Here is a 12,358-nt window from a genome sequence, read left to right on the forward strand (position 1 = left end):
GGATCGAAACTTTACATCGAGGTTTCAGCACCATATATCCGCGCCTCCGCTGCCCCATGGGACTTCCACCGCAAGGCAGCTTTCTTGCCAACGTTACACCCGGAGGTCCCTTGAGTTGCACAAGCATCATAGCGCGCTGGGGCTAGCTACGTCCCTTCGACCGGTTCAACCGGTCACGCTTCTTCGCCCCCACGCCGCTGCGCGGGCCGCCCGGTTCTTCGTCGAGAAGTTCCAGGGGCGCTCGATGTATGCGGTCAAGGCGAATCCATCGCCCGACCTGATCCAGATCCTGTGGGATAATGGCATCACGCACTATGACGTGGCGTCGATCGCCGAGGTGCGTCTGGTGGCCGGTCTCCTGCCCGAGGCAACCCTGTGCTTCATGCACCCGGTCAAGGCAGAAGAAGCGATCGCCGAAGCCTATTTCGATCATGGCGTCCGCACCTTCTCACTCGATTCGATTGAGGAGCTGGAGAAGATCGTCCGCGCCACCAAGGGTGCGGCCGACCTGACTCTGTGCGTCCGCATGCGCGTTTCGTCGGAAATGTCGAAGCTCAGCCTCGCGTCGAAGTTTGGCGTCGAGCAGCATGAGGCGAAGGAACTGCTCCAGCGCACCCGTCAGGTCGCCGATGCCCTGGGCATCTGCTTCCATGTCGGCAGCCAGGCGATGAGCCCTTCGGCCTATGTCCAGGCGATGGAGCGCGTTCGTGCCGCGATCGTCGCCGCGGCTGTCACCGTGGACGTGATCGATGTCGGCGGTGGCTTCCCCTCGGTTTATCCGGGGATGGAGCCGCCCGCGCTCGAAGCCTATTTCGCGGCGATCCATCAGACTTTCGAAAGCCTGCCGGTCAGCTATTCGTCCGAACTGTGGTGCGAGCCCGGCCGCGCGCTGTGCGCCGAATATGCGAGCCTGCTGGTCCGTGTCGAGCGTCGCCGTGGTGACGAGCTGTACATCAACGACGGCGCCTATGGCGCGCTGTTCGATGCGGCGCATGTCGGCTGGCGCTTCCCGGTCAAGCTGCTGCGCGAGCCGGACTCGAACGCCCGCGACCTCGGCTTCAGCTTCTACGGCCCGACGTGCGACGACATGGATCGCATGGCCGGCCCGTTCATGCTGCCCGCCGACGTCGGCCCCGGCGATTATATCGAGATCGGCATGCTCGGCGCTTATGGCTGCGCGATGCGCACCGGCTTCAACGGCTTCACCGCCGGCGAACGGGTGATCATGTCGGACGAGCCGATGGCGAGCCTATACATCGCCGACATCGCCGAGGACGAGGATCGCGAAGCGGTTCCGTCGAACGTCATCAAGCTGTAAGAGCCGCCTACCACATAGTTCCGTCATTCCAGCGAAAGCTGGCATCTCTCTTCCTTGACACGAAGAAGGGAGAGCCCAGCTTTCGCTGGGATGACGAGTGCCCAGAATTCCGGAGACCATCATGACCGAAGCCGCCATCAACGACACGCGCAAGGCCGAGCTGCTCTCGACCGTCGTCGAGCATATCGACATCAAGAGCTTCGATGCGCGTCCTATCATCGACGCGATGGGCAAGATGAGCTTCACCAGCCGTGATCTTGCCCGCGCGACCGGCATCTACAACCAGATGCTCGAAGACCCCGATTGCACCATTTTCCTGGTGATCGCGGGCTCGACCTCGGCAGGTGGATGCATGGACGCCTATGCCGAACTGGTCCGCAGCGGCATGGTCGACGCGATCGTCGCTACCGGCGCCTCGATCGTCGACATGGATTTCTTCGAGGGTCTTGGCCACAAACATTATCAGGCGCTCGAGGTGCCCGACGACGATACGCTACGCTCGCTGCTGATCGACCGTATCTACGACACCTATATCGACGAGGAGCAGCTTCAGGATTGCGACTTCACGATCAACAAGATCGCGAACTCGCTGGAGCCGCGCCCCTATTCGAGCCGCGCCTTCATCCGCGAAATGGGGAAATATCTCGTCGAGCATGGCAAGAAGGAAAACAGCCTCGTCAAGCTGGCCTATGAGCATGACGTGCCGATCTTCTGCCCGGCCTTCGTCGACTCTTCGGCCGGATTCGGCCTCGTGAAGCATCAGGTCGACTGCATGAAGGCCGGCCGCCCCTATATGGTCCTCGACGCGATCGCCGACTTCCGCGAACTGACCGACATAAAGATCAAGGCGGGCACCAGCGGCCTGCTGATGATCGGCGGCGGCGTGCCGAAGAACTTCATTCAGGACACCGTCGTCTGCGCCGAAATCCTCGGCCATCACGATGTCGAGGTGCACAAATATGCCGTGCAGATCACCGTCGCCGACGTACGCGACGGCGCCTGCTCCTCGTCGACCCTCCAAGAGGCGGCGAGCTGGGGCAAGGTGAACACGGGCATCGAGCAGATGGTGTTCGCCGAGGCCGGATCGGTCATCCCGCTGCTGGCGTCGGACGCCTATCATCGCGGCCATTGGAAGGGCCGCGCCAAGCGCGCCTGGGGCAAGATTTTCGACTGATCGCCGGACATTCCTCCCTACGCTCGGCGTGGGGAGGAACCCGACCACTATTTCGTGGACGGCCTTCCAATCGGGGCGTCCCGATCATGGCTTCCTTGCGCCATCCGCTGGATGAGTTCGTACAGCTGCGCCGTCTGCCCAGCCTGATTCAGCGCGTCTTGCTTGTGCAGAACGGTCGCGATCTTGCGATCCATGTAGCTCGCATTCCCCCAATAGACGATGCTCCAATCGGGAAAGCGATAGCCGTCGATCGGCTTGCGCTCGATGATGGTGATCTGATCATGCCGGGGGTCCTCGATGATCCTCTCCATCACCTCTTCGACTGCGGTCTCAGGCCCCTCGAGCAGTTGCGCGAAATGCTGCTCGGTAAAGAGCAGAGCGCCACGGACGCCAAGCCGCGCGTTGCGCTCAACCGAACCAGTAACGATGCTGTCGATCTCCGCTTCCTGGGCCTCGCGCGCAATCAGACTGTGGCTGACATAGATAAGCGATATGAACATGGCCAAACATGACATGCTTCCTCATGGTCCCGCATCTTACAAAATTGGAAATAAGCGTGATATTCCGGGAATGTGTAGGTCGAAAGTATGAGCCTCATGGTGAATGCTCGGAGGCGGCTCAAGTTTGACAGGACCCGTGCGGCTCGCCAGACTAATCCACGATAAGGGGAGAGCGGATCATGCATACGCCAATATTAGGCGCAGTCATCGCGCTGGTGCTGTGGACCTTCGTGATGTGGTTCTGGCTTTACGCCACGCGGCTGCCCGCGGTCATCAAGGGCAAGATCGTCTATGATCCAAACCGCCCGCCGAGCGAGTTCATGGACCGCATTCCGCCCAGCGTCCGCTGGAAGGCCGACAATTACAACCATCTCCACGAACAGCCGACGATCTTCTACGCGGTGGCGATCACGCTGGCGCTGCTGGCGGCTGGTGGTGGCATCAATGCGACGCTGGCCTGGATCTACGTCGGTCTACGCGTGGCGCACAGCCTGGTGCAGGCAACGGTCAACAAGCCCATGCTGCGCTTCGCTATCTTCGTCGCGGCGTCGATCGTGCTGCTGATCCTCGCGGTCAATGCCGCGTTGATCCTGTTCTCCGCTCCGGGCGCTTAGAACCGATATCCCGCCGCGAAACGCAGCACGGGGCGAAAGCCCCGGTCCTCGTCGCGTCTGTGCGATGTCATTTCGATCGGAGTGACGAGCACACCGCCGGCGCCGCGGCCCATATCGTCGCCGAGCAGGCCGACATCGCCGCCCAGCGACAGGCCTTCGCCCACCTCTTCGGCATAGCCGATCGAGATCGTCGGGGCATATTGCGCGGTGCCGATGTCGGCACGGTCATTGCCGCCGCGTAGCAGACGGCGATTGCCGTCCTCGCGCAGGCCTAGCGAAACGCGGAAGCCGTCGCCGAACGGGTGGATGTCCCCGGTCATCGCATAGGCGCGGGGCCGCGCGCTGGCCGGGGCGGGTACGGCGGTAACGTCAGCGAGGGGATCGGGGCGGACGAAGGCGGCGCTGCGCCGGATCGTCAGCCAGCGTCTTGGATGATAGCTGACCTCGGACGCGCCTTCGAGGGTGCGAAGATTGAGCGACAGGCGCATCGCGGGAGCGGACGCGGCCTGCGCCCCACCCGCCATCGCCAGACATGCCAAAGCAACGAAGACCCGGCCTGAAGCCATTACGCACCACCTTGTGAAGGGATGCGCCTTCCTAGCCGGTCGGCCGACAAGATATGGTTAAGCGATCGTTACGGCGGCGTATTGCTTAACGTCCGAACGACGCCACCAGCTCGACATGCGTCGACCAGCGGAACTGGCCGACGGGCGTGATCCGCTCGAGCCGCCAGCCGCCCTCCGTCAGCGTGCGCGCGTCGCGCGCGAAGGTCGAAGGATTACAAGACACATAGGCGATCCGCGCGAGCTTCTTCGTCGCGGCGAGCGCGGCCATCTGTTCGCGCGCGCCCGCGCGTGGCGGATCGAGCACGACCGCATCGAACCGGTCGAGCTCTGCGGCATCGAGCGGACGACGGAACAGATCGCGGTGGTCGACCGCAATCATCCGCTGCGTCCGGTCGGCCGCGGCCTTGAGCGCGAGGACGGCGTCTCGCGCACCCTCCGCCGCGTAAACGCGCCGGTCACGCGATAGCGGCAGGGCGAAGGTGCCGAGGCCGGCGAACAGGTCAGCGACCACCGCAGCATCGCCGACGATCGCCTCGACCGTCGCAACCAATGCCGCCTCGCCTTCCGCCGTGGCCTGAAGGAAACCCGCCGCCGGAAAAGCGACATGGACGCCGCCGAGCGTCACCGTCGCAGGCTCGGGCTCCCAACGCGGCTGCGCGCCATAGCCATCGTCGATCGACAGTCGGGCGAGCTTATGCTGCACGGCAAAGTCGTTGAGAGCCTCGATCGCCGCCAGCCCCTCGACCTCGATCTTCTCGATCAGCAGGTCGACACCCTGGTCGACCAGCGTCATCTGGACGCCCGCGGCGCGCCGGTCCCGCAGCATGGGGTGCAGCAATTTTCGGAGCGGGCCGACCAGCGCGAACAACGCCGGGTGCAGGATCGAGCACATCTTCAGGTCGACGATATGATGGGTCTGAGCTTCGTTGAAGCCAAGCAGCATCTTCTTACCCTGCCGCTCGGCGCGCAGCGCGGCGCGGCGGCGCGTTTCCGGCGCGGACAGGATCGCAGGCGCGAGTTCGGGCGGATCGATCTTCTGCTGCCCCAGCGCGCTGACGATGCGTTGGCCGATGAAGTCGGCATAGCTGGCATCGTCGACATGCTGCAGCTGGCAGCCCCCGCATTTCGGGAAATGGCGGCACGGCGGATCGACATGGTGCGGCCCATGAGTCAGCGTTCCATCGACGGCCAGCAGATCGCCGGGCGCCGACAGCGGGGAGTGGCGTCCATCCTCGGTGATGCCCTCGCCGCGTGCGGCGATACGGACGATGGGGGCGAGTTCGGTCACAGGCATTCCGCCAGCGCCTGCGGCAGATGGCCGATGAGATCGTCGGCGATCAAGCCCGGTCCCGCCAGTTCGGCGGCGCGGCGGTGCAGCCACACGCCGGCACAGGCCGCCTCGAATGCGTCCAGACCGCGGGCGCGGTTGGCGGCGATGAGGCCCGCCAGCACGTCGCCGGTGCCTGCGGTAGCAAGCCAGCCCGGTGCGGGCACGGAAATTGCCGCACGGCCATCGGGCGCGGCCACCACCGTGTCGGGGCCCTTGAGCACGATCACCGCCTGCGCATTTGCGGCGGCGGCGCCGGCGCGCTCGACCCGGTTGCCGGGCAGTTCACCGAACAGTTCGGCAAACTCGCCTTCATGCGGGGTCAGGATCGGCATGCCCTGGAGCGGGCGGCGTTCCGTGAGCAGCATCAGCGCATCGGCATCGAGTATCAGCGGCTTCTTGCTCGCCAGCGCGGCATCGAGCAGCGCGCGTGCCGCAGCCTCGCGGCCGAGCCCCGGTCCGATCAGCGCCGCCCCAACCCGCCGGTCCACAAGGATGTCGGCGAGATCGCCGCCGCGTCGCACGATCGCGGCCGGGCCGCCCGTTCCATGCCCCGTCAGCGTCACATAGCCCGCGCCGCCGCGCTGCGCCGCCATCGCGGAGAGCATGGCAGCGCCAGGCATCGCGCCCTCGACCACGACGACATGGCCGCGCGTATATTTGTGGTCGTCCGGGCCCGGTGCGGGGAGGTGCGGACGGGCTATTTCGCTGAGCCGCGATGTCCCCGCTATGCCGATATCGGCGACGATCAACCGACCCATCAGCGCCGCTGCCGGTTGCAGCCGGTGCGCGGGCTTCAGCACCGCGAGCGCGACCGTCACGTCATAGGCGATTGCAGGGCCGAGCAGCGCGCCGTCATCGCTGCCGATCCCGCTCGGCAGATCGACCGCGAGCCGCATCTGCGCCGCCGCCGCCAGCCGTTCGAGCGGTCCCGCGATCGCCGGATCAAGCGCACGGACCAGCCCGCTGCCGAACAGCGCATCGATCAGCAGCCGCGCCGGCTTCGCATCGGCGAGCGTCTCGACGGGGCCATCCCACCGCCCGCGATTGGCCCGCGCCGCATCGGTCCTGGGCTCGCCGCTCGCCGCCACGCGCACCGGCACTCCGCGATCCTTCAGCCGACGTGCGATCACATAACCATCGCCGCCATTATTGCCGGGGCCACAGACCACCAGCGCCGGCGCGCGCCCCGCATAGCGCCACGCCACCTCGGCCACTGCCGCGCCCGCGCGCTCCATTGCCTGCTCGACCGTGACGCCGGTCGCGAACACCGCCACTTCGGCGGCGCGCATCTCCGCAGCGGTCAGGATTGGGCGGCCGGTCACGGCGCGATCTTTGCCGGCAGACGATAGACGATGTCGCCCGCCATGACGTCGATCCCATCCGATCCGGCGGGCGTGACCTTGACCATCTCGGCTCCGTCCGCCGCGATCACGCCGCGCCCGTCCTTCACCACCAGCAGGCGGCGAAACTCGCCATCGGGCGCACGCGCGGTGAGGACGGCGCCATCGGGGGTGATCATGCGGTCGATGGTGCACAGCATCTTATATTCGCTCGCGCCGGGCAGGAGACAGGGGATCGGCTCGCTGCCGTCGATCTGGGTTTCGTCGGTGGCGTTGCAGGCGGGGAGGATGAGGAGCCCCGCCCACAGGTGAGCCTTCCGCACAGGAAGCCGGCGCATCGCCGCGAGGTCCTGCAAGCCCACCCCTAACCCCGCCCGAATGCGGGCGGGGAATACGGCGACGGATCAGATATCCGCGAAGACATGCTTTTCGGACCTGGCGCCGGGATGCGTCACCGCTCCCTGCCAGGCCGGCCCGACGTTCTGCGCATAGCGCCACAGCGCGCCCGACTGATAGTCGTTCTCGCGCGGCTGCCACTTCGCCCGGCGCGCGGCGAGCACGTCGCGGGCCACGTCGAGATCGATCGTTCCGGCAATCGCGTCGATCGAAATGATGTCGCCATCCTCGATCAGCGCGATCGGGCCGCCATCGGCGGCTTCGGGGCCGACATGGCCGATGCAGAAGCCCCGCGTCGCGCCCGAGAAGCGGCCGTCGGTGATCAGCGCGACCTTCTCGCCCATGCCCTGGCCATAGAGCGCGGCGGTGGTCGCCAGCATCTCGCGCATGCCGGGGCCGCCCTTGGGGCCTTCATAGCGGATCACGATCACCGAACCCTCGACGATCCTGCGCGCCTCGACCGCGGCAAAACAGTCTTCCTCGCAATCGAACACCTGCGCCGGGCCGGTGAACTGGAGCCGCGCCATGCCCGCGACCTTCACGATCGCGCCTTCGGGGGCGAGCGTGCCCTTCAACCCAACGACGCCGCCAGTCGGGGTGATCGGGGTCTTCGCGTCGTAGATCACTTTCTGATCGGGGTTCCAGGTGATCTCGTCGATATTCTCGCCCAGCGTCTTGCCGGTGACGGTCATGCAGTTGCCGTGCAACAGGCCTTCGGCCAGCATCGTCTTCATCAGCATGTAGACGCCGCCCGCTTCGGCCATGTCGCGGGCTACATAGCGGCCGCCTGGCTTCAGATCGGCGAGATAGGGGGTGGTCTTGAAGATATCGGCCACGTCGAACAGCGAAAAATCGATCCCCGCCTCATTCGCCATCGCGGGCAGATGGAGCCCGCCATTGGTCGAGCCGCCGGTCGCCGCGACGATCCGCGCGGCGTTTTCGAACGCCTCGCGGGTGCAGATGTCGCGCGGACGGATATTCTTCGCGATCAGCTCCATGATCTGCCGCCCCGCGGCGCGCGCGATATCGTCACGCGCCTTGTAGGGCGCGGGGGCCATGTTGGAATTGGGCAGCGACAGGCCGATCGCCTCGCCGACGCAGGCCATGGTGTTCGCGGTGAACTGCCCGCCGCACGCGCCGTGGCCGGGGCATGCCGCCTTCTCGATCGCGGTGACTTCGGCAAGGTCGCAGGCCTGGGCCGAATAGCGGCCGACCACCTCGAACACGTCCTGCACGGTCAGGTCGCGGCCCTGATAGGTGCCGGGCAGGATCGACCCGCCATAGACGAAGATCGACGGCACATTGAGCCGCAGCATCGCCATCATCATGCCGGGCAGCGACTTGTCGCACCCCGCAAAGCCGACGACCGCGTCATAGCAATGACCGCGCACCGACAGCTCGACCGAGTCCGCGATCACCTCGCGGCTGACCAGCGACGATTTCATCCCCTGATGACCCATCGCGATGCCATCGGTAACAGTGATGGTGTTGAAGCGGCGCGGCGTGCCCCCCGCGGCCATCACGCCCTCGCGGCAGATGTCCGCCTGCGCATCGAGCGTGGTGTTGCACGGCGCGCTGTCGTTGCCCGCCGAGGCGACCGCGACGAAAGGCTGCGCGATCTCCTCCTCGGTCATCCCCATCGCATAATAATAGCTGCGCTGCGGCGCGCGCTCGGGACCTACCGAAACATAGCGGCTGGGGAGCTTCGACTTGTCGAACGTGTGTGTCATCGGGCCTTCCTCCGTGTGCCGAGGCGTCTAGGCGGGAGGCCGGAATGAGGCAAGAGGATGGTGGCCGCGAGGGTGACGGATTTCGGGTGCACGGGGTTGTCTGCGCGTTTTTCGTGTTTTTTTATTTTTGTGGGGTTGGGTAGCTGGGCTTGAGGAGCGGTCGAGGCGGGCGGGGAGAAATTGATCGGCGAGGTCATTGCCGCTGCGTAGCAGGCGATATCCTACAATGGGAGAACATAGGCGAAACTATATCGCCTCTACCCGCCAACGCCTAAAGCGACGCAAAATAGGAAGGTGAGGATGGTCTGCTGTTGGGCCGCTAGCCGACTAGCACTTTGGAGCTCGCTGGCGGCGATAGCGGTCGTTCATCTGGTTGGACCGAGGCGTCCGCTAACGACCAGACCAAGACATTCGGGCGTGCCGGCACGATCGCCCGGATCTGACAGAAGCGGACGCTTGACGCTCACGAAGTTGCTCTTTGGCTCCCCGCATTCGTCGCCGCTCAAGCGTCACATTGTCTAAGCTGCAAGCTGCGGTGCCAAGCGTTGCGCTAAGAATAGAAGGAAGTGCGTCGGCCAATTGCGCCGTGGGTACACTCGCGCCATCAACTTCTTCAGCCTCAAGGACGAGAACGTTGGCTAGAAGAGGCTGGCTATTGTCTCCCGCAGCCAGCGTTGGGCTGGGTGTGTATCGTTGCGACGATGCCAGGCGAGCACGAGCGGCACGGATGCGAGATCGAGCGGCGGCGTCAGGACACTCAGGTCGTGGGAATGCCCCGAGGCGCTGACGACGCCGGCCATGAGCGTCGCGATCATGTCCGATCGCGCGATCAGCGCGGGCGCAGCATACATCTGCGGCAGCGTCAGCGCCACGCGGCGCTTCAGGCCACGTTTGGCCAACGCGGCGTCGACATGGCCGAACCGCTCGTTCTCTGGGGACACGAGCAGGTGCGACAACCCAAGGAAGGCCTTCAGGTCGAGCGGCAGGTCGGCCGCGGGGTGATCGCGGCGCAGGACACACACGAACCGCTCCTCGAACAGCGGGCGGGTGAGGATGCGTGCGGCCGGAACGGTCGGCGGCACGCCGACCGCGAGATCGATCTCACCGGCATCGAGCATCGTCACCGCATCGTCGCGCGCGGTGAAGCTGCGGACGCGCAGGACCACCGCCGGCGCGATCTCGCGCAGCCTCTCGACCAGCCGCGGCAGCAGGACGTGGGCGGGATGTTCGGAGAGGCCGAGCGAGAAGGCCGCGGCCGACGAGCGTGGTTCGAACCGCTGGGTGAACGCCAGCGTCCGCTCGATTTCCGCCAAGGCGCGCCCGAGCGGCTCGGCCAGGTCGAGCGCTCGCGGCGTCGGCTGAAGTCCGGTCGGTCCGCGCACGAACAGTTCGTCGCCCAGAAGCGCGCGCAACCGCGACAGCGCCGCGCTCATCGCCGGTTGCGTGCGCCCGACCCGCGCGCCGGCGCGCGTCACGCTGCGCTCCGCCATCAGCGCGTCGAACGCGACAAGCAGGTTCAGGTCAATGCCATGCAAATCCATCGCGTGGATGTTGCCACATCCAATCTATCGATTTCAACACCGCCGCGCCGCTTCCTACCTTGGTCACATCACTCGAGGAGAATGGATGTGAGCGACTATTCGACCACCAGCGATGCAGCCCGTCAGGTCCGCACAACGCTGGACACCTTCTACCGCGCCTTTGCGGGCGAGCCGGACCTGCTCGATGATGTCGTGACATCCGACTGGCAGGATATCCCGCTTCTGCCGGGCCAGGGTGGTGGGCCGGAGGGGATCAAGCCGATGATTCGCGCCTTCAGGCAGGCGATCCCGGATCTCGCGATCACCGTTCACAGCGTGATCGCCGACGGCGACCAGGTCGGCGTGCGCGCGGCGATGACCGGCACTCATACTGGCGAGTGGTTCGGCGCCGCGCCGACAGGACGCGCCTTCACGATCACCCTCCACGAATTCCACCGCATCGAGAACGGACGCCTCACGCACACCTGGCATCTCGAAGACTGGTTCGGCTGGCTGAACCAGATCGGTGCCTGGCCCGCCGACAAGAAGGACGCATCATGAAGACCGCACGTATTTCCGCCTACAAGGCCGAGCCCGTCATCGCAGATACACCGGTACCCGCGATCGGCACCGGTGAGGTTCTGGTTCGCGTCGCCGCCACCGGACTCAACCCGCTCGACACCAAAATCCAGCAAGGGTTCATGCACGATTTCTTTCCGGTCGTGTTTCCCTACACGCTTGGCACCGACCTCGCCGGCACGATCGCCGAGGTCGGACCCGACGTGACCGGCTGGCGTGTCGGCGACCGTGTCGTCGCGCGGACCGATCCCTCTTCAGGCGGTGCGCTTGCGGGACGCGCGGTAGTCCCCGTCACGCACCTCGTCAGGCTCCCCGCGCCTGTGTCGTTCGAGCAGGCGGCCGGCGTACCGACCGCCGCCGGCACCGCCTGGCAGGCGCTGTTCGAGGTCGCGAAGCTTCGGTCGGGCCAAACCGCGTTGATACATGCCGGCGCGGGCGGTGTCGGCAGCTTCGCAATCCAGCTCGCCCGCAACGCCGGCGCGCGCGTCATCGCCACCGCTTCCGGCGACGGTGTCGAGATCGCCCGCCGCCTCGGTGCCGATCAGGTGATCGACTACACGGCGCAGCCGTTCGAGGATGCGGTGTCGGATGTCGATGTCGTACTCGACACGATCGGTGGCGACACCGAGCAGCGATCTTTCGGCGTGTTGCGCCGTGGTGGCTATCTCGCCGCCACCGCTTCACCGCCCGACGACGCGCTGGCGAGCGCGCATGGCGTGAACGCCGGCTTCGTGTTCCACCAGTCCGACGCCGCGCGGCTGGCACGGCTGCTTGAACAGGTGGCCGCCGGCACGCTCAGCGTGCTGGTCGACCGCGTGATCCCGTTGGACCGGTCCGACGAGGCGTTCGCCCATCAGGCTTCGGGCCATGCCCGCGGCAAGATCATCGTCCAGATGGAGACGACGTGATGGCACAGCAGCAGAGAAGCGCGATCGTGACCGGCGCGTCGCACGGCATCGGAGCCGCTGTCGCCGGACGGCTGACGCAGGACGGGCTGGCGGTGGCGATCAACTATTCGTCAGCCAGCGACCCGGCGGACGCGCTCGTCGCGAAGATCGCGGCCGCCGGCGGGAAGGCGACCACGGTCAAGGCTGACGTTTCCGATCCGGCCGCGGTCACGGCGCTGTTCGACGCCGCCGAGCAGGCGTTCGGCGGGGTCGGCGTGCTGGTCAACGATGCCGGCGTCATGACCCTGACGTCGATCGCCGAAGCGGAGGACCATGCGTTCGACGAGACGATCGCGGTCAACCTGAAGGGTGCGCGCGCAAACCCATCCCCCCGGAACGCCAGC

Annotated in this window: 13 protein-coding genes; 6 read left to right on the plus strand and 7 right to left on the minus strand. The window is 65.9% G+C overall.

The features are described from left to right. Positions 1-115: 115 nt before the first annotated feature. Both WP12_RS23000 and WP12_RS23005 read left to right on the plus strand, forming a co-directional pair. A complete protein-coding gene (locus tag WP12_RS23000; protein ID WP_046195972.1) occupies positions 116-1,318 on the plus strand; it encodes a decarboxylase in 1,203 nt (400 codons plus the stop codon). A gap of 121 nt (positions 1,319-1,439) precedes the next feature. Then, positions 1,440-2,492 carry a 1,9-bis(guanidino)-5-aza-nonane synthase gene (locus WP12_RS23005; protein ID WP_046195973.1) on the plus strand — a complete coding sequence of 351 codons (1,053 nt, stop codon included), beginning with the start codon at positions 1,440-1,442 and terminating at the stop codon, positions 2,490-2,492. Between the two features lie 47 nt (positions 2,493-2,539). Here WP12_RS23005 and WP12_RS23010 read toward each other — a convergent pair whose 3' ends face one another. Next, a complete protein-coding gene (locus WP12_RS23010; RefSeq protein WP_235399292.1) occupies positions 2,540-3,007 on the minus strand; it encodes a BLUF domain-containing protein in 468 nt (155 codons plus the stop codon). Between the two features lie 164 nt (positions 3,008-3,171). Between WP12_RS23010 and WP12_RS23015 the strand changes: the two genes are divergently transcribed. Further along, positions 3,172-3,606, plus strand: a complete 435-nt coding sequence (locus WP12_RS23015; RefSeq protein WP_046195974.1) for an MAPEG family protein — start codon at positions 3,172-3,174, stop codon at positions 3,604-3,606. On the opposite strand, the gene WP12_RS23020 is transcribed toward WP12_RS23015, so the two are convergent. The 6 genes from WP12_RS23020 to WP12_RS23045 all read right to left on the minus strand — a co-directional run bounded on the left by WP12_RS23020 (position 3,603) and on the right by WP12_RS23045 (position 10,509). Next, positions 3,603-4,172: a hypothetical protein gene (locus tag WP12_RS23020; RefSeq protein WP_152664125.1), complete on the minus strand. Its 570-nt coding sequence runs from the start codon at positions 4,170-4,172 to the stop codon at positions 3,603-3,605. The genes WP12_RS23015 and WP12_RS23020 overlap by 4 nt on opposite strands. 85 nt (positions 4,173-4,257) lie before the next feature. Beyond that, positions 4,258-5,466, minus strand: a complete 1,209-nt coding sequence (locus tag WP12_RS23025; protein ID WP_046195976.1) for a class I SAM-dependent RNA methyltransferase — start codon at positions 5,464-5,466, stop codon at positions 4,258-4,260. Continuing rightward, on the minus strand, positions 5,457-6,824 hold the full coding sequence (locus WP12_RS23030) for an NAD(P)H-hydrate dehydratase (RefSeq protein ID WP_200894587.1): 1,368 nt from the start codon (positions 6,822-6,824) through the stop codon (positions 5,457-5,459). Before WP12_RS23030 ends, WP12_RS23025 begins: the two co-directional genes overlap by 10 nt. Then, a complete protein-coding gene (locus WP12_RS23035; protein WP_152664126.1) occupies positions 6,821-7,180 on the minus strand; it encodes a hypothetical protein in 360 nt (119 codons plus the stop codon). The genes WP12_RS23030 and WP12_RS23035 overlap by 4 nt, the downstream gene beginning before the upstream one ends. 66 nt (positions 7,181-7,246) lie before the next feature. Beyond that, positions 7,247-8,968 (minus strand): dihydroxy-acid dehydratase, encoded by a 1,722-nt coding sequence (ilvD, locus tag WP12_RS23040; protein ID WP_046195977.1) that lies wholly within the window; start codon positions 8,966-8,968, stop codon positions 7,247-7,249. Positions 8,969-9,606: 638 nt separating this feature from the next. Further along, positions 9,607-10,509, minus strand: coding sequence for a LysR family transcriptional regulator (locus tag WP12_RS23045; protein WP_046195978.1), 903 nt, complete (start codon positions 10,507-10,509; stop codon positions 9,607-9,609). 87 nt (positions 10,510-10,596) lie between these two features. Between WP12_RS23045 and WP12_RS23050 the strand changes: the two genes are divergently transcribed. From WP12_RS23050 to WP12_RS23060, 3 genes are all read left to right on the plus strand, one after another. Then, complete coding sequence (locus WP12_RS23050) at positions 10,597-11,049, plus strand: ester cyclase (RefSeq protein WP_200894588.1); 453 nt, start codon at positions 10,597-10,599, stop codon at positions 11,047-11,049. Continuing rightward, on the plus strand, positions 11,046-11,975 hold the full coding sequence (locus WP12_RS23055) for an NADP-dependent oxidoreductase (protein ID WP_046195980.1): 930 nt from the start codon (positions 11,046-11,048) through the stop codon (positions 11,973-11,975). The genes WP12_RS23050 and WP12_RS23055 overlap by 4 nt, the downstream gene beginning before the upstream one ends. After that, the coding region (locus tag WP12_RS23060; protein ID WP_046195981.1) for an SDR family NAD(P)-dependent oxidoreductase at positions 11,975-12,358 on the plus strand (384 nt) is incomplete at its 3' end. The genes WP12_RS23055 and WP12_RS23060, both read left to right, overlap by 1 nt.

The organism is Sphingomonas sp. SRS2, assembly GCF_000971055.1.
Lineage (GTDB): Bacteria > Pseudomonadota > Alphaproteobacteria > Sphingomonadales > Sphingomonadaceae > Rhizorhabdus.

What these genes read in the sequence shown, in the direction of transcription:
- WP12_RS23015 (WP_046195974.1), top strand. Translation starts at nt 3,172, where the DNA reads ATGCATACGCCAATATTAGGCGCAGTCATCGCGCTGGTGCTGTGGACC.
- WP12_RS23005 (WP_046195973.1), top strand. Translation starts at nt 1,440, where the DNA reads ATGACCGAAGCCGCCATCAACGACACGCGCAAGGCCGAGCTGCTCTCG.
- ilvD (WP_046195977.1), bottom strand. Translation starts at nt 8,968, where the DNA reads ATGACACACACGTTCGACAAGTCGAAGCTCCCCAGCCGCTATGTTTCG.
- WP12_RS23035 (WP_152664126.1), bottom strand. Translation starts at nt 7,180, where the DNA reads ATGCGCCGGCTTCCTGTGCGGAAGGCTCACCTGTGGGCGGGGCTCCTC.
- WP12_RS23045 (WP_046195978.1), bottom strand. Translation starts at nt 10,509, where the DNA reads ATGGATTTGCATGGCATTGACCTGAACCTGCTTGTCGCGTTCGACGCG.
- WP12_RS23025 (WP_046195976.1), bottom strand. Translation starts at nt 5,466, where the DNA reads ATGCCTGTGACCGAACTCGCCCCCATCGTCCGTATCGCCGCACGCGGC.
- WP12_RS23055 (WP_046195980.1), top strand. Translation starts at nt 11,046, where the DNA reads ATGAAGACCGCACGTATTTCCGCCTACAAGGCCGAGCCCGTCATCGCA.
- WP12_RS23020 (WP_152664125.1), bottom strand. Translation starts at nt 4,172, where the DNA reads ATGGCTTCAGGCCGGGTCTTCGTTGCTTTGGCATGTCTGGCGATGGCG.
- WP12_RS23010 (WP_235399292.1), bottom strand. Translation starts at nt 3,007, where the DNA reads ATGTCATGTTTGGCCATGTTCATATCGCTTATCTATGTCAGCCACAGT.